We start from the raw sequence: 20,790 nt of genomic DNA on the forward strand, positions 1-20,790 counted from the left end.
ACCGGGCGCTGCGCCGGGCGGGTTGTCAGCGTCGGAGCGCGCCGCGATCGCCGCCGACACCGCGGGGATCACCAGCCGCGGCGCACACGGGTGACCCGCGGTGCCTGCGGCTGACCCGAGGCGTGGCGCAGCCCGCATCCTTCCGCGGGTGTGACCGTTCCGGTTCACAGATCGCGGGTTTCGTGAACCGGAACGGTCAGCGGTCCCGCAGAACGCCCCGTCCCGCGGAACACCCCGTCCCGCGGTGGTGACGAGGCAGTGCCCCGGACTGTCCGGCTCCCCGCGCGTCGTCGTCGGCGTCCGGAGCCGGCGAGTGCCCGGCGTGCGGAGTCGGCGAGTGCCCGGCGTGCGGATTCGGCGAGTGCCCGGCGTGCGGATTCGGTCAGCGCCCGGCGTGAGAGCCGGCCAGTGTCCGGTGTGCGGAGCCGCCCAGCGCCGGCGTCAGGCGGTCGCCAGCGCCGGCCAGTGTCCGGCGTGAGGAGCCGGCCGGCACAGCATCAGGCGGTCGCCAGTGCCGGGTAGAGCGCAGCGAGCGGGGCGCTCAGGCCGGCGCGGACGTCGCGGCTGATCTGGTCGGCGAGGACCTCGTGCTCGCCGGCCTCGAGGGCGTCGTAGATCGCCGCCACGATGTCTGCCGGGTCGGCCTTGTCGACGTCGAGGTCGGCGGTCATGCCGGTGTCGGTGTAGCCGAGGTGCGCCCCGACGACCTGGGTGCCCTGCGGGGCGAGCTCGAGCCGCAGGGAGTTCGTGATCGACCAGAACGCGGCCTTCGAGGCGGAGTAGCCCCCGGCCAGCGCGATCCAGCTGAGGACCGAGTGCACGTCGACGAGGGCGCCTCCGGCGAGTGACGGCGCGAAGGCCTTGGCGACCCGCAGCGCGCCGAAGACGTTCGTGGCGAAGACTCGCTCGACGTCGTCGACCGAGGTCTCGAGGAGCGGCGCGGAGCCGCCGATGCCGGCGTTGTTCACGACGATCGTGACGTCTGCTGCTGCACGTGCGGCGGCGTCGACGCTCGCCTGGTCGGTGACGTCGAGGACGAGCGGCACGATGCGCTCGTCGTCCCAGGTGCGCGGGGAACGGGCTGTCGCGTAGACCTTGGCGGCACCACGGTCGAGGGCCTGCTGGACGAACGCGGTGCCGAGGCCTCCGTTCGCTCCGGTGACGAGGACGACGGCGTCGGTGAGGGTGGTCATGGGTTCTCCTGTCGAATGTTGAGTACGGAAAGTGAACCTAGCACGATGTGTCTGGATTCCGAACCCAGGTAGGATGGATCCATGCTCGGCATCCTCGGCGGCGACGAGCGCTGCCCCATCGCGCGATCCCTCGACGTCCTCGGCGAGAAGTGGACGCTCATGATCGTCCGCGACGCCCTCGCCGGCGCGACCCGGTTCAGTCAGTTCCAGCAGAGTCTCGGGATCCCGCGCGAGGTCCTCACGGCGCGCCTCGGCTCCCTCGTCGAGGGCGGCGTCCTCGAGCGTCACGCCTACAAGCCGGACGGCGGCCGCGTCCGTGACGAGTACGTCCTCACCGAGGCCGGCCGCGACCTCTCGCTCGTGCTCCTCGCCCTCGGCGGCTGGGCGGACCGGCACCGACCGTCCGAGCGGTCGTCCGACCTGCGCTTCGTCGACGCGGGCACGGGCGACACCGTCGAGTCGGCCGCGGTCGTCCCCGCGACCGGACGCATCGTCCTGCGCGACCAGCTCGCGGCGGCACTGGGCTGACCGCGCTGCTCCGCACGCGCTCTGCGACGACCCGCGCGTCGATCGACGCGCGCGATGTCGGCAGTACGGTGCGGTCCGTGGACGGGACCGCCGTCGGACGGGAGGCGCGGGTCGGGCCCGCACCGCGCCTCCCGGACCGCAGGCGGGTGCGTCAGCGACGCACGTCGCACCCGCAGCTCGCGCCGAGCACCAACTCGGCGGGGACGAGGTCCCGGTGCCACTGGTTGTCGAGGTCGAGTCCGAGCACCCGGTCGACCGCGGCGACCGCCATCGTCTCGATCGGCTGCCGGACCGTGGTGAGCTGCGGGTTCGTCCAGTCGGACTCGGCGGCGCCGTCGAACGACACGATCGCGACGTCCTCCGGCACGCGGAGCCCGAGCTCCCAGAGGGCCCGCATCAGCCCGATCGCCTGCATGTCGGAGCTGACGAAGACGGACCGCGGGCCGGCGCCGTCGCCGAACATGCGGAGCCCGGCCTCGTACCCGCCGCGGCGGGTGAAGTCGCAGCGGACGATCGGGCCGTCGGGGCGACCGGCATCGCGGAGTGCCCGCATCCAGCCCTGCTCGCGCAGCTCCAAGCCGCCGGCGTGGCCCATCACGAGCCCGATCGACGGGTAGCCGTGCTCGATGAGGTGCCGCGTTCCGTCCTGGGCGCCGCGGAGCGCGTCCACGCCGATGCTGGCGTAGTCGGGGACCTCGAAGAAGGTGTTGAGGAGGACCATCGGGATGCCCGGGTCGGAGACGGCCGACAGGTCCGGGCGCGTCATGATGCTCGTGACGATGATCCCGTCGACCTGCCGGGCGGAGAGCGTACGGAGCCGGTCCCGTTCGCCGGCCGCGTCACCGTCGCTGTTCGCGAGCAGGACGTCGTAGCCGCGCGCGGTCGCCGCGTGCGTGACCGCGACCGCGAGCTCGGACCAGAAGGGGTTGTCGAGCTCGGGGACGATCAGGCCGAGCATCTTCGAGGACCCGGTGCGGAGGGCCTGGGCGCTGGCGTTCGGCCGGTACCCGAGCACGCGGATGGCGTCGCGGACCCGGGCGGCGGTCGCGGCCGCGACGGGGCGGGGGCCGTCGTGCACGACGTAGCTGACGACCGAGGTGCTGACGCCCGCGTACCGGGCGACGTCCGCGCGCGTGACCGCCCTCGGGGTGGTCGGGCTGGTCACGGACGCCTCCTCGATGGCGTTCGGGTGCCGGTCCACACGGACCGGCACCCGAACGACGGTTGTTGCTGGAATCCTAGACGGCAGCGGTCGGACCCCCGGCACCGGTCGCGCCGCCGGACGCCGCAGCGCCGGACGCCGCTGCGCCGGACGCCGCCGCGTCGGCCGGGGTCGGGGCGTCGCCGAAGTCCGGGACCTCGAGGCGGACCCCGCCCTGCAGCGCGGACTGGTGGGCGACGATCCCGGGCAGGGTGAACCGGGCGGCGGTCCAGGCGTTCACCGGGGGCAGGGTCCGGTCGACGACGGCGCGGACGAAGTCGTCGGCGAGGAACTGGTGGCTGCCCTCGTGTCCGGTCGGCACCCCGGCGTACTCGGCCGGCAGACGGTCGGTGTCGTGCACGGCCGCGTAGCCGGAGACGAACGCGTCGCGCAGCGAGGGGTCGACCCCGGCGAGGCGCGGGTCGTCCAGCTCCATCGTCGCCTGGGTGTCGATCTGGTCGCTGATGTCGCGCGAGTCCTCCTTGTCCTGCCACACGCTGACCTTGGCGAGCTGCTCGAAGCTGGCCTCGGTGCCGAAGTAGCGGAACCGCGACTCGCGGATGTGCGACGGGTACCCGACACGGCGCATCTCGTTGATCCGCATGACCCCGCCGTTGTCGAGCTCGAACAGGGCGGTGGCGTTCGAGAAGTCGTTGTCGAACTGGCTGACGTCCTTGTCGAAGACACCGTCGCCGCGGTCGTCGCGGACGCCGATGCAGCTGACGCTGACCGCGTGCCCCGGGATCGCCCCGAGGACCCCGCCGACCGAGTGCGTCGGGTAGAGCATGGGCGGGTAGCTGGCGGTGCGCTTCCAGTCGTCGCCGCCGCTGAACTGGTAGGCGGCGTAGAAGCCGAGGTCCATGTCGTGGACGTAGTCGCCCTCGGCGTAGAAGACACGTCCGAAGGCGCCCTCGGCGACCTTCGACCGGGCGAACACCGTCGCCGGGTTGTAGTAGCTCGTCTCACCCATCATGTAGGTGAGCCCGGTCTCGCGGACGGCCTCGATGATGGTCCGGATCTCCTCGACGGAGATCGCCATCGGCACGGCCGAGTAGACGTGCTTGCCGGCGCGGAGTGCCTGCACGACGAGCGGACCGTGGGTCCAGCGCTGCGTGAAGATCGCGACGGCATCGACGTCCGAGGCGAGCACTGCGTCGAAGTCCGGGAAGGTGCCGTCGAGGTGCTGCGACTCGACGAGGTCCGTCGCACGGTCGTCGACGAGGTCGGTGACGTAGACGCGGTCGACGTCCGGGTGCAGCTTGAACAGCTTGGCGAACTGGGGGGCGAACTGGCCGGCGCCGACCATTCCGACAGAGATCATCAGTGACCTTTCCAGGTGTTGGATGCGTCGCCGGGCAGGTCGCTCCGATGCGAACGGTCGTCATCCTGACACGGAATATCTACACGTGACAACCCCCGAATGTTCCTGCATCGAAACCTCTTGCCAGCAGCAGTCCCCACGTGTAGATTCCCGGCTCACGGACTGCCGCACGCCAGTCCACCGCAGACGAAGGAGTCGCGATGGCCACCGAGAGCCCCGTGTCGTCACCCTTGACGACGGCCAGCACGAGACGCAGGAGTCGGTCCGCCGACCTCGCTCGTGCCGGCACCACCTCCCCGCGCCGCCGACCGAGGAACGACCTCTGGTTGGCGCTGGTCTTCATCGCCCCGGCCAGCGTCGGCTTCGCGGTGTTCCTGCTGTGGCCCACGGTCCGCGGCATCTACCTGAGCTTCACGACCTACAACCTGCTGACGCCGCCGGTGTTCACCGGCCTGCAGAACTACGTCCGCCTCGTGCAGGACTCGATCTTCTGGCACTCGATGGCCGTGACGGTCGAGTACGTCCTGCTCAACATCGGCTTCCAGACGATCCTCGCGCTGTTCATCGCCGTGATGATGCACCGGCTCACCGAGTCCACCTTCGTCCGCGGGATCGTCCTCGCGCCGTACCTGGTGTCGAACGTCGTCGCCGCCCTCATCTGGCTCTGGATCCTCGACACGCAGCTCGGCATCGGCAACGAGATCCTGTCCGCGATCGGCGTCGGCCGCATCCCGTTCCTGCAGAGCGACTTCTGGGGCATCCCCACGATCGCGTTCATCAACGTCTGGCGGAACGTGGGCTACACGGCCCTGCTCATCTTCGCGGGGCTCCAGGCGCTGCCCGAGCAGGTCTACGAGGCCGGCCGCATCGACGGTGCGAGCGAGTGGAAGATGTTCTGGCGCATCACCGTGCCGCTCCTCCGCCCGATCCTGTCGCTCGTGCTCATCATCACGATCATCGGCTCGTTCCAGGTGTTCGACACCGTCGCCATCGCGACGCAGGGCGGCCCGGCGAACGCCACGAACGTCGTGCAGAACTACATCTACAACCTGGCGTTCGGCCGGTTCCAGTTCGGCTACGCGTCCGCCGTCTCGGTGGCCCTCCTCATCGTCCTCAGCATTATCACGGTCATCCAGTACCGACTCTCGCGCTCCGGCGAGAGCGACCTGGACTGACGGCCGAGCGCACACGGAAGCGAGTCGAAGATGACCAGCACCCTGCCCCCGGTGGTCGAGCCCCAGACCACCCGCGCGATCACCACCCGCGGCACCCGCCCGCCGCGTCGGAAGCCCTCGGCCGGCCGCGTGATCGCCTGGATCGCGATGATCGCCGTCATCGTCGTGACCCTGTTCCCCTTCTACTGGATCCTCCGCACCGCGCTGTCCTCGAACGGCGCGATCTCGGCCGACCCGACGTCGTTGCTGCCGACCGGCTTCAGCCTCGGCGGGTTCGAGCGCGTGTTCGGTCTGCAGTCCACCAAGGAGGCCCTGGCCCAGGGAGGCTCGGGCGCCGCGATCGACTTCTGGCGCTACCTCCTCAACTCGGTGGTCACGGCGACGATGATCACGGTCGGCCAGGTGTTCTTCTCCGCCGGCGCCGCGTACGCCTTCGCACGCCTGCGGTGGCCCGGACGCGACCGGGTCTTCGGGGTGTTCCTCGCCGGCCTCATGGTCCCGACGATCTTCACGCTCCTGCCGAACTTCACCCTCATCAAGTCGCTCGGGCTCGTCGACACCCTGCTCGGGATCTCGCTGCCGTCGATGCTGATGACCCCGTTCGCGGTGTTCTTCCTCCGCCAGTTCTTCCTCGGCATCTCGCGCGAGGTCGAGGAGGCCGCGCTCATCGACGGCGCCGGCAAGGTCCGGGTGTTCTTCCGCCTGATCCTGCCGATGGCGTCCGCCCCGATCGCGACGCTCGCCGTGCTGACGTACATCACCGCCTGGAACGACTACTTCTGGCCGCTGATGGTCTCGTACACGGACAGCTCCCGCGTGCTCACCGTCGCGCTCGGCGTCTTCAAGTCGCAGTCTCCGCAGTCCGGCACCGACTGGGCCGGTCTCATGGCGGCGACCCTCGTGGCGGCGCTCCCGATGATGCTGCTGTTCGGCCTCTTCGCCAAGCGCATCGTCAACTCCATCGGCTTCTCCGGCATCAAGTAGGGACCAGCTCATGACGAACTCCATCACCCGCCGGTCCCTCTTCGCCGGCGGCGCCTCGGCCCTGGCCCTCGGAGCGCTGGCGGCCTGCTCGAGCCCGAGCACGCCCAACCCGCGGAGCGGCGCGACCGGCACCGTGTCGTACTGGCTCTGGGACGCGAACCAGCTGCCCGCCTACCAGGCCGTCGCGAAAGCCTTCGAGCGGGAGAACCCGGGCATCCGGATCAAGATCACCCAGCTCGGCTGGGCCGACTACTGGACGAAGCTCACCGCCGGGTTCATCGCCGGCACGGCGCCGGACGTGTTCACCGACCACCTGTCGAAGTTCCCGCAGTTCGCCGACCTCGACGTGCTCTACAAGCTCGACGAGCTCGAGGCGACGAGTTCCATCCGCGACGACGACTACCAGTCCGGCCTCGCCCAGCTCTGGAAGGGCCGGGACGGACACCGCTACGGGTCGCCGAAGGACTGGGACACGATCGCGATGTTCTACGACCCGAAGGTCGTCGGGAAGGCCGGGTACAGCGCCGACGACCTCGCCGGACTGTCGTGGAACCCGGACGACGGCGGTACCTTCGAGCGGGCGGTCGCGCACCTCACGATCGACGGCAAGGGCCGTCGCGGGGACGAGCGCGGGTTCGACAAGGACGACGTCGCCGTCTACGGGATGAGCGCGAACGGCAGTGGCGGCGACGGCTTCGGGCAGACGCAGTGGTCGCCCTTCACCGGGTCGATCGACTGGTTCTACACGAACCGGAACCCGTGGGGGAACCGGTTCCGCTACGACGACGCTGCGTTCCAGAAGACGATCTCGTGGTACTTCAGGCTCGCCGAGAAGGGCTACATGCCGAAGTACGGCGTCTTCTCGACGACCACCGGACCGGACGTGCAGCTCGGCTCGGGGAAGGTGGCGCTGTCGTTCAACGGGTCGTGGATGATCGGCACGTACGCGAACCTGCCCGGCATCGACGTCGCCATCGCGCCGACCCCGGCCGGACCCGTCGGGCACCGCGCCTCGATGTTCAACGGCCTGGGTGACTCCATCACGAAGCAGGCGAAGCACCCGGAGGCCGCGGCGAAGTGGGTCGCGTTCCTCGGCGGCGCGACCGCGCAGGAGATCGTCGGCCGGGCCGGGATCGTGTTCCCCGCCCGGCGGTCCGGGACCGACGCGGCGGTCGCCGCCTACGCGAAACGCGGGTTGGACGTCACGGCGTTCACCGAGCAGGTCGACGAGGGCACGACGTTCCTGTTCCCGGTCACGCGGAACCCCGCCGACGTGCAGGCGCTCGTCCAGCCGGCGTTCGACTCCATCTACGCCAACGGGGCGCCGATCTCGTCGCTCACGGGGGTCAACGAGCAGGTCAACACGCTGCTGGGCCTCACCTGAGCCGTCCCGCAGGCGCGGTCGTCCACGGGTCCGGTGCGGTCCGTGGACGACCGCGTTGACGGCGGTTCCACTGTGGAACGAGACTGACGCCGATGACCTCGCTCGAATCGCTCGTGTACATGTCCGTCGCCGTCGACGACCTCACCGACGACCAGCTCGTCGCCATGCTGCGCGAAGCGCGGCTCCGCAACGAGGCGCTCGGCGTCTCCGGTCTGCTGCTCGCGAAGGGCGGCCGGTTCATGCAGGTCCTCGAGGGGCCGGCGTGGAGCGTCGAGGACCGCTTCGCCGCGATCGAGCGTGATCCCCGTCACCTGGACGTCAGGTCGCTGTCCCGCGAGCGCATCGCCGCCCGCCGGTTCGACGGCTGGGCGATGGCGTTCGGCAACCCCTCCGACCCCGAGGTCCGCGCCGAACCCGGGTTCAGCACCTTCCTGTCCGAGCGCACCGGCCTGCCGGCCGGGGTGGCGGGCTCGCCGGCCGACTGGTTGCTCCGCTGGTTCCGCGGACGCGAGCTCCGGGACGTCCAGGAGGCGCGGATCACCCTGGCCAGGCACGCCGCCTGACGGGGTGGCCGGCTCCGCGGGCGGCTAGCGCTCCGGCACCTGGTGGAACCCGATCTCGAGGAGCAGGTTCGCGTGTGAGCGCTGGTCACCCGTCGCGATGACCAACCCGGTCTCGGGGGCGCGCACCGCGTCGTAGAACCCGAACCGGTCGAGGGTGCCGAGCGGCACGTCGGCACCGAGGATCCGCCGGTAGCCCTCGTACGCCTGGACGACGGTGTCGGCCGGCGGCGCCATCACCGTCGCCGCCTCGACCGGGACCGCGTCGAGGAGCGTGGTGAGGACCTCGTCGACGTCGAGCAGTCCCGGTCGGAAGTTGAGGTGCACGAGCGCGGCGCCCGGGCGCATCGCGGTCGCGAACGGGTAGTTGCCGTCGGCGATCAGGACCTTCGAGCCGTGCCCGAGCGACGCGAGCGCGCTGAGCGTCGGTTGGTGGGTGAGGGTGTAGCGCAGCATCATGCCTCCGTGGCGGTGACGGGTCCGGTGGGGAGTCGGGCGACGGATCCACCGGCGACCAGACGGGGGCGGACGACGACGTCGACGGGCGCCTGGTCGTCGTCCGGTGCGGTCAGCCGCGAGCGGATCAGGTCCGCCGCCCGGACCGCCAGCTCGTGCGTGGGCTGCACGATCACGGTGAGCTTCGGGACGGTGACCTGGGCGAGCTCGAGGCCGTCGAACCCGAGGACCGAGAGTTCCCGGCCGAGTGTGAGGCCGGACTCGTTCAGCGCGATGACGGCGCCGAGGGTGAGCTCGTAGTTCGCGCAGAAGACCGCCGTCGGACGATCGGGCAGCACGAGGATCCGCTGCATCGCCGCCTGGCCGTGGCGCACCGTGAGGGGCCCCTCGACCACGGCGTCCGGGGCGAGCACGCCGCCGTCCCGCTCGATGACCGACCGGAAGCCCGCGGTCCGTTCGCGCATGGTCGAGATCGTCGGGTCGCCCGCGACGACGCCGACCCGGCGGTGGCCGTGGTCGAGCAGGTGCCGGGCGGCGAGCGCGCCGGCTCCGTGGTTGTCGAGGAAGACGCCGTCGGTGCCGAGGGCGTCCGCGCGCCAGTCGATCTGCACGACGGGGACGCGCTCGGCAGCACGGGACAGTGCCGCGACGTCGTGGTCGGACGGCACCGCGATGATCCCGTCGACCATCCGGCGCAGGAGCAGGTCGACGGCGCCGGCTCGTGCGTCCGGGCTCGACGAGACGATGACGCTCATCCCGTGGTCGCGCAGGGCGCTCTCGACGCCGGCGATCACGGTGAGGTGGAAGTCGTTGTCGAGCGCCGGCAGCAGGACCCCGATGGTGCCGGACCGCCGCGACCGCAGGCTCCGCGCGAACCCGTTCGGACGGAACCCGAGCGTCGCCGCGGCCGCTTCGATGGCGTGTGCGTTCTCGTCGCGGACGGTGCCGCCGTTGTAGAACTTCGAGATCGTCGCGAGCGAGAGGCCGGTCGCCCGCTGCAGGTCCTTGTAGGTCGCCGTCACCCGGCCCTCCCGGTGACCGTGCCGTCCTCGTCCCACAGGTCGTGCCAGCTGTCGGCGCCCGACCAGAGGAACACCTGCCCCTTGATGAGCCGTGCGCCGCGGTCGACGTCCGCCATCGCGGCGAGCTCGTCGGCGGTCAGCGGGTCAGTCGACGCCCCGGCGAGGTTCGCGCGGTACTGCCCCGGCTTCACCGCGAAGGGGATCGGGACCTGCCCGCGGGCGACGGCCCACTTCAGGCAGACGATCGCCGGGTGGACGCCGTGTGCCTCGGCGATGCGTCGGACGACCGGGTGGTCGACGTCCACCGGGTCGTCGTCCTCGCGGTCGCGCTCCGGGCGGGACGGCGACCCGAGCGGCGAGTACCCGACGGGCTGGATGCCGTTCGCGCGACAGAAGTCGAACAGCTCGGGCTGCTGGAACGTGGGGTGGAGTTCCATCTCGTTGAGTGCGGGGAGGACCCGCGCGTCGTCCAGCAGCAGCCGCAGCTTCGGGATCGTCGTGTTCGACGTGCCGAGGTGCCGCACGAGGCCGGCGTCGACGAGGCCTTCGAGCGCGCGCCACAGTGCGAGGTAGGCGGCGTGGTCGTAGGGGCGGGCGGATCCGTCGCGGTCCTCGACCGAGGCGTGCGGCGCGTGGTGGTTCGGGAACGGCCAGTGCACGAAGACCGCGTCGAGGTGGTCGAGCCGGAGGTCCCGGAGCGACCGTTCGACGGAGGCGATCGCGTCCGCCGGGTCGTGTGCGTCGTTCCACACCTTCGACATCACGAAGAGGTCCTCACGCGGGACCCCGCTCGCCGCGATGGCCGCCCCGACCTCGGGTTCGTTGCCGTAGACCGAGGCGCAGTCGACCAGCCGGTAGCCGGCGTCGAGGCCACCGCGCACGGCCGCGGCCACCTGGTCCGGGGTGTACCGGTCCGAGCCGAAGGTGCCGAGCCCGATCGAGGGGATGTGCGCGCCGGTCCGCAGGGGTCGGCTCGTCAGGACGTCCACGGTGGTCCTCCTCCTGCGCGTCGTCGCGCATCACTGAACGTTTCACCCATGGGGCTCGGATGCACGCTACCGTAGAACCGTCCCCAGGACGAAACGTTTCGCTCGACTCGAGGAGGAGTCATGCCCGAACCCCACGACCTGCCACGGCTCGACCCGACAGCGCTGCCGGAGCCGGTGGACGTGTCCGACAACTCGGAGGCGCTCGCCCAGGTAGCGGCGGTGGTTGCTGCCGGTCCGTACGACGCCACCTGGGAGTCGCTCCGCCGGTACACGCCGCCGCGCTGGTACGAGGACGCCAAGTTCGGGATCTTCCTGCACTGGGGCGTCTACTCGGTGCCCGCGTTCCGGAACGAGTGGTACTCCCGCGACATGTACCGCGAGGGCACGCCCGAGTTCGAGCACCACGTCGCCACCTACGGGCCGCAGTCCGAGTTCGGGTACAAGGACTTCATCCCGTCCTTCACGATGGAGCACTTCGACCCGGGTGCCTGGGCGAAACTGTTCCGTCGGGCGGGCGCGCAGTTCGTGGTCCCCGTCGCCGAGCACCACGACGGCTTCGCGATGTACGACACCGACCGCTCCCGGTGGAGCGCGGCACGGATGGGGCCCCAGCGCGACGTGTTCGGGGACCTGATGACGGCCGTCGACGACGCGTTCATGGTCCGTGGGGCGTCCTCGCACCGGGCCGAGCACTGGTTCTTCATGAACGGCGGCGCCCGGTTCGACTCCGACGTCCTCGACCCCCGCTTCATCGACTTCTACGGCCCCGCCCAGCGCGAGGAGACCGCGCCGAACGAGCGGCACCTCGAGGACTGGCTCCTCCGGACGGTCGAGGTCATCGACAAGTACCGGCCCCAGGTGCTGTGGTTCGACTGGTGGATCGAGCAGCCCGCGTTCGAGCCGTGGCTGCGCACCCTCGCCGCGTACTACTACAACCGCGCCGCCGAGTGGGGGCGCGAGGTCGTCATCAACTACAAGTGGGAGGCGTTCGCCGACGGTTCCGCGGTGTACGACATCGAACGCGGGGCGATGGGGGAGATCCCGCCCGTGGTCTGGCAGAACGACACGTCGGTGTCGAAGTCGGCCTGGTGCTGGATCGAGGGGCACGACTACAAGACGACCCGCGACCTCGTCGCCGAGCTCGTGGACGTCGTCGCGAAGAACGGCGTGCTCCTGCTCAACGTCGGTCCGAAGCCGGACGGCACGATCGCCGAACCCGAGCAGCGGCTGCTCGAGGCCGTCGGACGGTGGCTGGTCGTCAACGGCGAGGCGATCTACGGCACACGTCCCTGGCGGGTCTTCGGCGAGGGGCCGACCCAGGTCAGGGCGGGGTCGTTCGTCGACGGCGAGGCCCCGGCGTACACGGCCGAGGACGTCCGCTTCACCACCCGCCGCGACGTCACCGGCGAGTACGTCTACGCCGTCCTGCTCGCCGACCCCGAGGACGGTGTCGCTCGCGTCCGCGCGTTCGGCAGCGGGGCGAACCTGCTCGGGCGGGCCGTCCGCAGCGTCGAGGTGCTCGGCGTCGACGGCGAGGCGGAGTGGACGCAGACCGCCACGGCACTCGAGGTCGTCGTCCGCGGGGGGACGTCCGGTGACTCCGGCCCGGTCGTCAAGGTCTGGCTGCGCCCTGCGGAGCGGCAGGAGCGGCACGACTCGCTGCACGGTTGAGCGAACGCGAACGCGAACGCGGACGCGGACGCGGACGCGGACGCGGACGCGGACGCGGACGCGGACTCCGGGCGCGGTGCGGGGCCGCACCGCGCCCGGCGTCCGCGACACTGGACCCGTGGAACGACGCACACAGATCCTGGAGGCCGCCGCTCGCGAGTTCGAGCGCGTCGGCTACGCCGCCACGACGGTCGCCGCGGTCGCCCGCGGCGCGGGGGTCTCGCAGGGCGCCCTGTACTTCCACTTCCCGACGAAGCTCGCACTCGCCCTCGGGGGTGATCGACGAGCAGAACGTGCGGACCTTCGACGTCGTCAGCCTGCACGACACGTCACCGACCCAGGCGCTCGTCGCCGCTTCCCGCGGCATCGCCGGCATGCTGCTGACCGACCCCGTCGTGAGTGCGGGCATCCGGCTGTCGCTCGAACGCGGCGAGTTCGCTGCCGCGACCGCGGCGTTCTACGACCGGTGGATCGGCGGCATCAGCGACCTGTTCCGACTCGCCGTCGCGAGCGGTGAGCTCCGGACGGACCTCACCCCCGAGCAGCTCGGTGCGACCGTGGTCCCGATGTTCACCGGCGTGCAGCTCGTGTCCGCGGTGCGCACCGGACGGCAGGACCTGTTCCCCGCGGTCGCGACGATGTGGCGGGTCGTCCTCACCGCGGTCGCGGACCCACGGCACCGACCCCGTCTGCTGGGGGTCGTCGAGGACGCGTTCGGCACGGCGGACTGACGCCGTCCGGGGTGCGGGTCAGCGGTCGTGGAGCTCGCGGTCGCGGAACCACTTCAGCAGCCACGCGGCGCTCGTGCGGTCGAACGACGGCGGGAAGTCGATGCCCTCGGTGAGGAACGGGCTGAAGCCCTCCTCCGACGCGACGTCGGCGTCGTCCAGCGCCCGGTACGCCATCGACCACCCGTCGAACCGGCGCCGGTCGATGTCCTCGCGGACGAGCGACTTCAGCTCGGCGTGGCGCGGGTCGCGGGCGATCGCGGCGAAGCGGTCGTCGACGCTCCACGCCGGACCCTCGAGCAGCTGCATGAAGCGGCCGTTCTTCGCGAGCAGCAGACCGGAGACACCGAGCGCCTCGTTGCGGAGCCGTGATGCACGCAGGAGCTCGGCCAGGGCGGCGTCGTCGAAGGTGGTGGCCGCCCGGCTCATGTAGACGATGGAGACGAGCACGCTCCCATCCTGGCGTGGGGCACGCGGGACACGAAATGGTGTCCGCAACGCGTAGTCCGCCGGTGCGGTCCCCGTGCCGCTCAGTCGGCGGACGGCGTCGGAGCGGGCACCGGTGCCCGGCGCACCTCGGGGACGACGCGGGCACGGGTGGCCGGCGCGGCGAGCAGCGCCACGACCAGGAGCCCCGCGGGGACGAGCATCGCCGCCTGCAGGCCGAGGTGCTCGCCGAGGAACCCGAGTGCCGGGGGACCGGCGAGGAAGGCGACGTAGCCGGCGGTCGCGACGACGGACACGCGCCGGTCGCCGTCGGTCGGGTGGTCCCCGGCGGCCGAGATCGCGAGCGGGAACCCGAGGGCGATCCCGAGGCCCCACACCCCGGCGGCGGCCGCGGTGAGCACCGGGTTCGGCGACACCACGACGAGCAGCACGCCGACCACCCCGACGGCCGCGCACACCCGGACGACCGGCGCGCGCCCGAATCGGGCGACGAGGGGCGTGCCGGCCGATCGTCCGACGAACATCGCGAGGGCGAACCCGGTGAAGACCAGGGACCCGACGGCCTCGGGGGCGCCGTGGTCGGTGGTCATGAGGAGCGGGAGCCAGTCGCTCGCGGCGCCCTCGGCGAAGGCCATCGCCAGCGTGATCACGGCGATGAGCAGCACCTGCACGGTCAGGACCGCGCGGAGCCGCGGGACCGGCGCACCGGCGGCCGTCGGCTCCGGCGCGTCGCGGGGGACCGGACGGAGGCTCACGGCGGCGAACGCGGCGAGGGCTGCCATCACGATCGTGGCGCCGACCAGGTGCACGAGGACGGGCGTGCGGGCCGCGGTCACCGCGATGCCCGCGACACCACCGAGGACCGTGCCGAGGCTGAAGCAGGCGTGCAGGACCGGGACGACCGGCCGGCCGATCCGCCGCTCGACCGCCGCCGCCTCGACGTTGAGGCCGATCTCGGCGACCCCGGACCCGAAGCCGATCAGGAAGAGCCCGCCCCAGACCCCGACGGCGAGCTGCGCGGGGGTGGACAGGGCGACGAGGAGCATGCCGGTCACGGGCAGGGCGCCGCCGAGCACGACGAGCGGCCGGGTGCCGAGCCGCCGCACGAGCACGCCGGCGCCGAGGATGCCGATCATCGAGCCGATCGAGAGCCCGAGGATGACGATGCCCATCGCCTCGATCGAGGCACCGAGCTCGTCACGGATCGCGGGTGTGCGGGTGATCCACGACGCGATCCCGAACCCGGTCATCGTCGACGTGGCGAAGAGTGCCGCGCGGTGGCGCCCGATCATGGGTCCATCAGAACGTGCCACCAGGGCCACGTCAAGGGAACGGCACGGAACCCGCGGACGGCGTCAGCGCAGCATGCCGTGGGAGCGCGCCGCGGACACCGCCGCCGTCCGCGACGCGACCCCGAGCTTGGAGAAGACGTGCACGAGGTGCGACTTCACCGTGGCCTCGCTGATGTGCAGGCGCGCTGCGACCTCGCCGTTCGCCGCGCCGTCGGCGACGAGCCGGAGCACCTCGATCTCCCGCGCCGAGAGCGACACCTGCGGGGTCCGCATCCGGGCCATCAGGCGCCCGGCGATCGCCGGCGCGAGCGCACTCTGCCCGGACGCCGCCGCCCGCACGGCCGCGATCAGCTCGTGCGGCGGGGCGTCCTTGAGCAGGTACCCGCTCGCGCCGGCCTCGACCGCACCGAGGATGTCGCCGTCGGAGTCGTAGTTCGTGAGCACGAGAACGTACGGCGCGGCCTCGAGCGCGCGGATCCGCCGGGTGGCGTCGGCACCGGAGGTGTCCTGGCCGAACTGCAGGTCCATCAGGACGAGCTCGGGCGACAGCGTCGCGGCGAGGTCGACCGCCGCGCCCGGTGTCGCCGCCTCGCCGACGACCTCGATCCCGTCCTCGCCGTCCAGGAGCGCGCGGAGGCCGGCCCGCACGACCGGGTGGTCGTCGGCGATCAGGACCCGGATCACGGCACCTCCAGGACGGCGACGAGCGTGGTGCCCCGCCCGGGGGCCGAGTCGATCTCCAGGCGGCCGCCGAACTGGTCCACGCGGTCCTGGGTCGCGCGCAGCCCGAACGAGTCGGACGAGCCGGCCCCTGCCGCGGCGGTGACCGGGTCGAACCCGACGCCGTCGTCGGCGACCGTCAGCCGCGCCTCCTGGCCCGTGACCGCGAGCGACACGGTGACGTGCGTGGCGTGCGCGTGCTGCACCACGTTCGCGACCGCGCCCTGGGCGATGCGCAGCAGCGCCGTCTGGACGTCCATCGGCAGCGCGACGTCGGGGACGTCGACGGTCACGGTGAGACCGTCGCCGGAACACTGCTGCTCGGCGAGGCGGCCGAGCGCGGCGGGCAGCCCCCGGTCGAGCGACGGCGGCGTCAGCTCGCGGATGAAGCGCCGGGTGTCGGCCAGGCCGTCCGCCGCCGTCGCACGCGCGAGCCGGATGTGCTCGACCCCGGGCCGGTCGCCGTCCGCGCGCTCGGCGGCGTGCAGCAGCATCTGGATGCTCGACAGGCCCTGCGCGACCGTGTCGTGGATCTCGCGGGCGAGCCGCGCCCGCTCGGCGAGGACGCCCTGCTCGCGCTCGGTCGCGGCGAGCCGGTCACGGGTGACGAGGAGTTCCGCGACGAGCGCCTCGCGCTCCGTGGCCTCGCGCGCGAGGGCGCGGTACCCGAGGCCGATGAGCAGCGCCACCCCGGCGCCGACGAGCGGTCCGACGACCCCGCCGACGGTGAAGCCGCCGTGCAGCCCGAGTGCGACGACCGCGACGAGGGTGGCGACCACCACCGCGACCGGACCGACGACCCGGGGCAGGACGTGCAGGTACAGGAAGAACAGCGGGAAGACGAGGTAGGCGGCCTCGGGCACGACCACCAGCAGGGCGATCCACACGAGGCTCAGCGCCACGAGCCAGAGCGCGCCCGCGACCCGCCGACGACGGGGCGCGGTGCGGGCCGCGACGGCACCGAGCAGGTAGACGCCGGCGAAGACGACGCTCAGCCCGAGCGGCACCCACGGGCGGGGTCCGTCGCCCACCAGGATCCGGACCACCACGAGGGCGAGGAGCGCGGCGGACAGCACGTGCAGGCCGGTGCGGAGACCGACGAAGACCGGGGTGAGCGTGCTGTGGGCCATGTCCCTCCCAGCGTACGGAGCCGGCAGCGGGACCGGATCAACCGAAAGTTCGATCCGGGGACCAACCCCGTCGGCGATGTCCGGGACGAGGGCCGCGGCGAGGCTGGGTACGAGGTCACGGACGGTCCGCGACCTCGGGAAGGAACACCGTGTTCGTCGCCTGGCGCGATCTCCGGTTCGCTCGCGGACGCTTCGTGCTCATCGGCTCCGTCGTCGCCCTCATCACCCTCCTCGTGGGCTTCCTCGCGGGGCTGACGGGCGGACTCGCCGCCCAGAACGTCTCCGCCGTGCTCGCCCTGCCGGGCGACCGACTGGTCCTGCAGCAGCCCGCCGACGGGCAGCCGTCCTTCGGCGAATCCACCATCGGCCGGGAGGCGCGGGTCGGCTGGCAGGATGCGGCCGGCGTCGACGAGGTGGTCCCCGTCGGCATCGTGCAGGGTCGGGCGACGTCGGCCCACGACGACGGGTCGGCGGTCGGGGTGGCGCTCTTCGGGCTGCCGTCGGCCGGCGGCCACGGCGGGGAGGTCGCCGCGCTCGCACCGACGCACGACGACGAGGTCGGGCTCTCCCACGGCGCCGCGTCCGACCTGGGCGTCGCGGTCGGCGACCACGTGACGATCACGGGCACGACCTACCGGGTCGCCTCGGTCGGGGGGGACCCCCTGGTACAGCCACCCCCCGGTGCTCGCAATGACCCGGACGCCTGGTCGGCCGCCGACGTTCGGCTCGGGGGCGACGGGGACCCGACGGTGCTCGCCGTCAGCGGGTCGCCGGACTGGGACGCCGTCGCCGCCCTCACGGACACGTCGGCCGCCTCGCACCTCGGGTCGCTCACGGCGCTCGAGACCTTCCGCTCGGAGGTCGGTTCGCTCGCCCTGATGATCGCCATGCTCTTCGGCGTCTCCGCCCTCGTCGTCGGCGCCTTCTTCACGGTGTGGACGATGCAGCGCGCGGGCGACGTCGCCGTCCTCAAGGCGCTCGGTGCGAGCACCCGGTCGCTCGTGGGCGACGCTCTGGGCCAGGCGCTCGTCGTGCTCGTCGTCGGCATCGGCGTCGGGACCGCGGCGGTCGTCGGACTCGGGGCGCTCGCCGGGGGAGCGCTGCCGTTCCTCCTCAGCCCGCTCACGACCGTGGTGCCGGCGACCGCGATGGCACTCCTCGGCCTCGCCGGGGCCGCCGTCGCCCTCCGGACCGTCACCGCAGCCGACCCCCTCACCGCACTCGGGAGCAACCGATGATCACCCTCGACGACGTCACTCTCACCTTCCCCGACGGCGACCGCCGCGTCACCGCGGTCGACCACGTGTCCCTGACCGCCCGCGCCGGCGAGGTCACCGGCATCACCGGCCCGTCCGGGTCCGGCAAGTCCTCGATCCTGGCGGTCGCGGCGACGCTCATCCGGCCGGACTCCGGCCACGTGCTCCTCACCGACGCCGCGGGCGCTCGGGTCGACGCCGCCGCACTGTCCCGCGACGAGGCCACCGCGCTCCGCCGCGAGCGGATCGGCATCGTGTTCCAGCAGTCGAACCTGCTGCCCTCGCTCACCGCCCGCGAGCAGCTCCTCGTGATGGCGCACCTCGGCGGGCCGCGCGTCGGACGCCGGGCGGCGGAGCTCCGGCGCCGGGCGGACGACCTCCTCGACGCCGTCGGGCTGGCCGGGCACGCCGACAAGCGGCCGGCCCAGCTGTCCGGGGGCCAGCGGCAGCGGATCGCCATCGCCCGTGCCCTGGTCCACGAGCCCGCGGTCCTCGTCGTCGACGAACCGACGAGCGCCCTCGACCAGGAGCGCGGCGCGGCGATCATGGCGCTCATCGCGCAGCTGACCCACGAGCGCGGCACGGCGACGATGCTCGTGACGCACGACCTGGTGCACCGGGACGCGCTCGACTCGCTCGTCACGGTCGTGGACGGACGGGTGCTGTCCGACCGGACGACGAGCGAGCGGTCGATCGCCGCCTAGGATCGGGCACATGGCGACCGTCCTCCTCGTCCGGCACGGACGCACCACCGCGAACGCGACCGGCGTCCTCGCCGGACGGACGGCAGGGGTCGCGCTCGACGCGGTCGGCCGCGAGCAGGCGGCGCGGACGGCCGAGCGCCTCGCCGCCGTGCCGCTCGCCGCGGTGGTGTCCAGCCCGCTCGAACGGTGCCGGCAGACCGCCCGGGCGGTGCTCGGACGGCAGACGGGCGAGCCGGGGACCCGCATCGAACGGGCGATCACGGAGTGCGACTACGGCGACTGGCAGGGCCGGAAGCTCCAGGACCTCGCGCAGGAGCCCCTCTGGCGGACGGTGCAGGCGAACCCGAGCGCCGTCGTGTTCCCCGGCGGCGAGTCCATGCAGGGCATGCAGTCCCGTGCGGTCGCGGCGATCCGGCGGATCGACGCCGAGGTCGAGGCCGCGCACGGCCCGTCCGCCGTCTGGGTCGCCGTCAGCCACGGCGACGTCATCAAGTCGGTGCTCGCCGATGCCCTCGGCATGCACCTCGACCTCTTCCAGCGGATCGCGGTCGGACCGGCCTCGGTGTCCATCGTGCGTTACGGCGAGCACCGCCCCGAGGTCGTCGCGTCGAACACCGAGTCGGGCGACCTCGCCTGGCTGGCCGCCGCGCCCGCGCCGACCGGGGACGCCGCGGTCGGGGGCGGCGCCGGCCACGACGACGCCTCGTCCGGAGCCGCTCCCGCCGGAGCCTGAACGAGTGTCGTCCGGCCCTCCTACAATGCGGGGTATGCCCACCATCGTGCACGGCTTCGACTGGCCGGACCGTCTCGTCGTCGGGACCGTCGGCCGCCCGGGCGAGCGGTCGTTCTACATCCAGGCGCGCGACGGCCGCCGCGTCACGAGCGTCGCGCTCGAGAAGGAGCAGTCGGCCGTCCTCGCGGACAAGATCGACGAGCTCCTCGACGAGGTCGCGACGGTCGAGGACAACCGCTTCAGCGTCCCGCCCACCGCTCCCGCCGAACTCCGCGACGGCGGACCGCTCGACCAGCCGGTCGAGGCCGAGTTCCGCGCCGGTGCGCTGAGCCTCGGGTTCGACCCCGCGACCGCCCAGGTCGTGATCGAGGCGTACCCGATCGACGACGAGCTCGAGATCGTCGCCGAGACGGGCGAGGACGGCGACGAGATCGAGGCCGTCGTCGAGATCCCCGAGCCGGCCGAGCTGTTCCAGGTGAAGATCCCCGTCGGCACCGCTCGCGCGTTCGTCGAGCGCACCCGGGAGATCGTGGCAGCCGGCCGCCCCCCAGGGGCCGCATGAGCCACGGATCGGTGTCCATCCGGGCACGCATCCGGGAAGCCTCGAACGCCACGTTCCTCGCCGACCTCGACGGCGAGGCGGTCGTCTACAAGCCGATCGAGGGGGAGCGACCGCTCTGGGACTTCCCGGACGGCACGCTCGCCGACCGCGAGGTCGCGGCCTACCTGGTGTCCGAGACGCTCGGGTGGGACGTCGTGCCCCCGACGTGGATGGGCGACGGACCGTTCGGTCGCGGCATGCTCCAGCGCTGGCAGGAGGTCGACCCCGAACAGGACGCCGTCGACCTCGTCCCCACCGAGGACGCCGACGCCGACCCTGCTGACGCCACGGCACCCCGGTGGCTCCCGGTGCTCGAGGCGATCGACGAGCAGGACCGCCCGGTGACCCTCGTGCACGAGGACACGACGGCACTCCGGCGGATGGCGGTGTTCGACGTCGTCGTGAACAACGCCGACCGCAAGGGCGGTCACGTCCTCGCGATGCCGGACGGCCACCGCTTCGGCGTCGACCACGGCCTGACCTTCCACGTCGAGCACAAGCTGCGCTCGGTGCTCTGGGGCTGGATCGGCGAACCGCTCGACGCCGACGAGCTCGAGGGCATCGACCGGGTGACCGAGGCGCTCGACGGCGATCTCGGTGCGGCGCTCGACGAGCACCTCACCGTCGCCGAGGTCGACACGCTCCGGGCCCGCTGCGCCGCGCTCCGGGCCGTCGGGGGGTTCCCGCCGCCGCCC

At 72.3% G+C, this 20,790-nt stretch carries 22 protein-coding genes and 1 pseudogene; 13 read left to right on the forward strand and 10 right to left on the reverse strand.

What is annotated here, in order from left to right; all coding sequences use genetic code 11:
• Positions 1-497: 497 nt before the first annotated feature.
• The gene (locus tag I5E_RS14905; RefSeq protein ID WP_022907683.1) at positions 498-1,193 is read right to left on the reverse strand and encodes an SDR family oxidoreductase; all 696 of its coding nucleotides are present in this window, start codon (positions 1,191-1,193) and stop codon (positions 498-500) included.
• A gap of 81 nt (positions 1,194-1,274) precedes the next feature.
• Between I5E_RS14905 and I5E_RS14910 the strand changes: the two genes are divergently transcribed.
• Positions 1,275-1,721, forward strand: a complete 447-nt coding sequence (locus I5E_RS14910) for a winged helix-turn-helix transcriptional regulator (RefSeq protein ID WP_022907684.1) — start codon at positions 1,275-1,277, stop codon at positions 1,719-1,721.
• Between the two features lie 151 nt (positions 1,722-1,872).
• Here I5E_RS14910 and I5E_RS14915 read toward each other — a convergent pair whose 3' ends face one another.
• Positions 1,873-2,886, reverse strand: a complete 1,014-nt coding sequence (locus I5E_RS14915) for a LacI family DNA-binding transcriptional regulator (protein WP_031262863.1) — start codon at positions 2,884-2,886, stop codon at positions 1,873-1,875.
• 73 nt (positions 2,887-2,959) lie between these two features.
• On the reverse strand, positions 2,960-4,243 hold the full coding sequence (locus I5E_RS14920; RefSeq protein ID WP_022907686.1) for a Gfo/Idh/MocA family oxidoreductase: 1,284 nt from the start codon (positions 4,241-4,243) through the stop codon (positions 2,960-2,962).
• Positions 4,244-4,473: 230 nt separating this feature from the next.
• Here I5E_RS14920 and I5E_RS14925 point away from each other — a divergent pair, with 230 nt between their 5' ends.
• From I5E_RS14925 to I5E_RS21910, 4 genes are all read left to right on the forward strand, one after another.
• Entirely contained in the window at positions 4,474-5,418 is a 945-nt protein-coding gene (locus I5E_RS14925) for a carbohydrate ABC transporter permease (protein WP_031262865.1), read from the forward strand.
• 30 nt (positions 5,419-5,448) lie between these two features.
• A complete protein-coding gene (locus I5E_RS14930; RefSeq protein ID WP_022907688.1) occupies positions 5,449-6,402 on the forward strand; it encodes a carbohydrate ABC transporter permease in 954 nt (317 codons plus the stop codon).
• Positions 6,403-6,412: 10 nt separating this feature from the next.
• A complete protein-coding gene (locus I5E_RS14935) occupies positions 6,413-7,786 on the forward strand; it encodes an ABC transporter substrate-binding protein (RefSeq protein ID WP_022907689.1) in 1,374 nt (457 codons plus the stop codon).
• 92 nt (positions 7,787-7,878) lie between these two features.
• On the forward strand, positions 7,879-8,349 hold the full coding sequence (locus I5E_RS21910) for a BLUF domain-containing protein (RefSeq protein ID WP_022907690.1): 471 nt from the start codon (positions 7,879-7,881) through the stop codon (positions 8,347-8,349).
• A 24-nt stretch (positions 8,350-8,373) separates the two neighbouring features.
• Here I5E_RS21910 and I5E_RS14945 read toward each other — a convergent pair whose 3' ends face one another.
• From I5E_RS14945 to I5E_RS14955, 3 genes are read right to left on the reverse strand one after another with little or no spacing between them, the layout of a single operon-like run.
• Positions 8,374-8,805, reverse strand: coding sequence for an RbsD/FucU family protein (locus tag I5E_RS14945; protein WP_261974966.1), 432 nt, complete (start codon positions 8,803-8,805; stop codon positions 8,374-8,376).
• The gene (locus tag I5E_RS14950; protein WP_022907692.1) at positions 8,802-9,824 is read right to left on the reverse strand and encodes a LacI family DNA-binding transcriptional regulator; all 1,023 of its coding nucleotides are present in this window, start codon (positions 9,822-9,824) and stop codon (positions 8,802-8,804) included. Before I5E_RS14950 ends, I5E_RS14945 begins: the two co-directional genes overlap by 4 nt.
• Complete coding sequence (locus tag I5E_RS14955; protein WP_022907693.1) at positions 9,821-10,813, reverse strand: aldo/keto reductase; 993 nt, start codon at positions 10,811-10,813, stop codon at positions 9,821-9,823. The genes I5E_RS14950 and I5E_RS14955 overlap by 4 nt, the downstream gene beginning before the upstream one ends.
• Positions 10,814-10,933: 120 nt before the next feature.
• On the opposite strand from I5E_RS14955, the gene I5E_RS14960 reads away from it, so the two are divergent.
• From I5E_RS14960 to I5E_RS26530, 3 genes and pseudogenes are all read left to right on the forward strand, one after another.
• On the forward strand, positions 10,934-12,484 hold the full coding sequence (locus tag I5E_RS14960; protein ID WP_022907694.1) for an alpha-L-fucosidase: 1,551 nt from the start codon (positions 10,934-10,936) through the stop codon (positions 12,482-12,484).
• Between the two features lie 118 nt (positions 12,485-12,602).
• A pseudogene (locus I5E_RS27050) lies at positions 12,603-12,740 on the forward strand (TetR family transcriptional regulator); the annotation flags it as partial.
• Between the two features lie 19 nt (positions 12,741-12,759).
• On the forward strand, positions 12,760-13,215 hold the full coding sequence (locus I5E_RS26530; protein ID WP_022907695.1) for a hypothetical protein: 456 nt from the start codon (positions 12,760-12,762) through the stop codon (positions 13,213-13,215).
• An 18-nt stretch (positions 13,216-13,233) separates the two neighbouring features.
• On the opposite strand, the gene I5E_RS14970 is transcribed toward I5E_RS26530, so the two are convergent.
• The 4 genes from I5E_RS14970 to I5E_RS14985 all read right to left on the reverse strand — a co-directional run bounded on the left by I5E_RS14970 (position 13,234) and on the right by I5E_RS14985 (position 16,801).
• Positions 13,234-13,662, reverse strand: coding sequence for a BLUF domain-containing protein (locus I5E_RS14970; RefSeq protein ID WP_022907696.1), 429 nt, complete (start codon positions 13,660-13,662; stop codon positions 13,234-13,236).
• 80 nt (positions 13,663-13,742) lie between these two features.
• Entirely contained in the window at positions 13,743-14,951 is a 1,209-nt protein-coding gene (locus tag I5E_RS14975) for an MFS transporter (protein WP_031262870.1), read from the reverse strand.
• Positions 14,952-15,014: 63 nt separating this feature from the next.
• The gene (locus I5E_RS14980) at positions 15,015-15,635 is read right to left on the reverse strand and encodes a response regulator (RefSeq protein ID WP_022907697.1); all 621 of its coding nucleotides are present in this window, start codon (positions 15,633-15,635) and stop codon (positions 15,015-15,017) included.
• The gene (locus I5E_RS14985; RefSeq protein ID WP_022907698.1) at positions 15,632-16,801 is read right to left on the reverse strand and encodes a sensor histidine kinase; all 1,170 of its coding nucleotides are present in this window, start codon (positions 16,799-16,801) and stop codon (positions 15,632-15,634) included. The genes I5E_RS14980 and I5E_RS14985 overlap by 4 nt, the downstream gene beginning before the upstream one ends.
• 149 nt (positions 16,802-16,950) lie before the next feature.
• On the opposite strand from I5E_RS14985, the gene I5E_RS14990 reads away from it, so the two are divergent.
• The 5 genes from I5E_RS14990 to I5E_RS15010 form a co-directional block, all read left to right on the forward strand.
• Entirely contained in the window at positions 16,951-18,039 is a 1,089-nt protein-coding gene (locus I5E_RS14990) for an FtsX-like permease family protein (protein ID WP_022907699.1), read from the forward strand.
• Positions 18,036-18,761 carry an ABC transporter ATP-binding protein gene (locus I5E_RS14995; protein ID WP_022907700.1) on the forward strand — a complete coding sequence of 242 codons (726 nt, stop codon included), beginning with the start codon at positions 18,036-18,038 and terminating at the stop codon, positions 18,759-18,761. Before I5E_RS14990 ends, I5E_RS14995 begins: the two co-directional genes overlap by 4 nt.
• Before the next feature lie 10 nt (positions 18,762-18,771).
• Positions 18,772-19,494 carry a histidine phosphatase family protein gene (locus I5E_RS15000; protein WP_022907701.1) on the forward strand — a complete coding sequence of 241 codons (723 nt, stop codon included), beginning with the start codon at positions 18,772-18,774 and terminating at the stop codon, positions 19,492-19,494.
• A gap of 34 nt (positions 19,495-19,528) precedes the next feature.
• Positions 19,529-20,056: a DUF3090 domain-containing protein gene (locus I5E_RS15005; protein ID WP_022907702.1), complete on the forward strand. Its 528-nt coding sequence runs from the start codon at positions 19,529-19,531 to the stop codon at positions 20,054-20,056.
• On the forward strand, positions 20,053-20,790 hold a 738-nt coding region (locus I5E_RS15010), incomplete at its 3' end, for an SCO1664 family protein (RefSeq protein WP_022907703.1). The genes I5E_RS15005 and I5E_RS15010, both read left to right, overlap by 4 nt.

It is taken from the genome of Curtobacterium sp. B18 (genome assembly GCF_000333375.1).
GTDB lineage: Bacteria > Actinomycetota > Actinomycetes > Actinomycetales > Microbacteriaceae > Curtobacterium.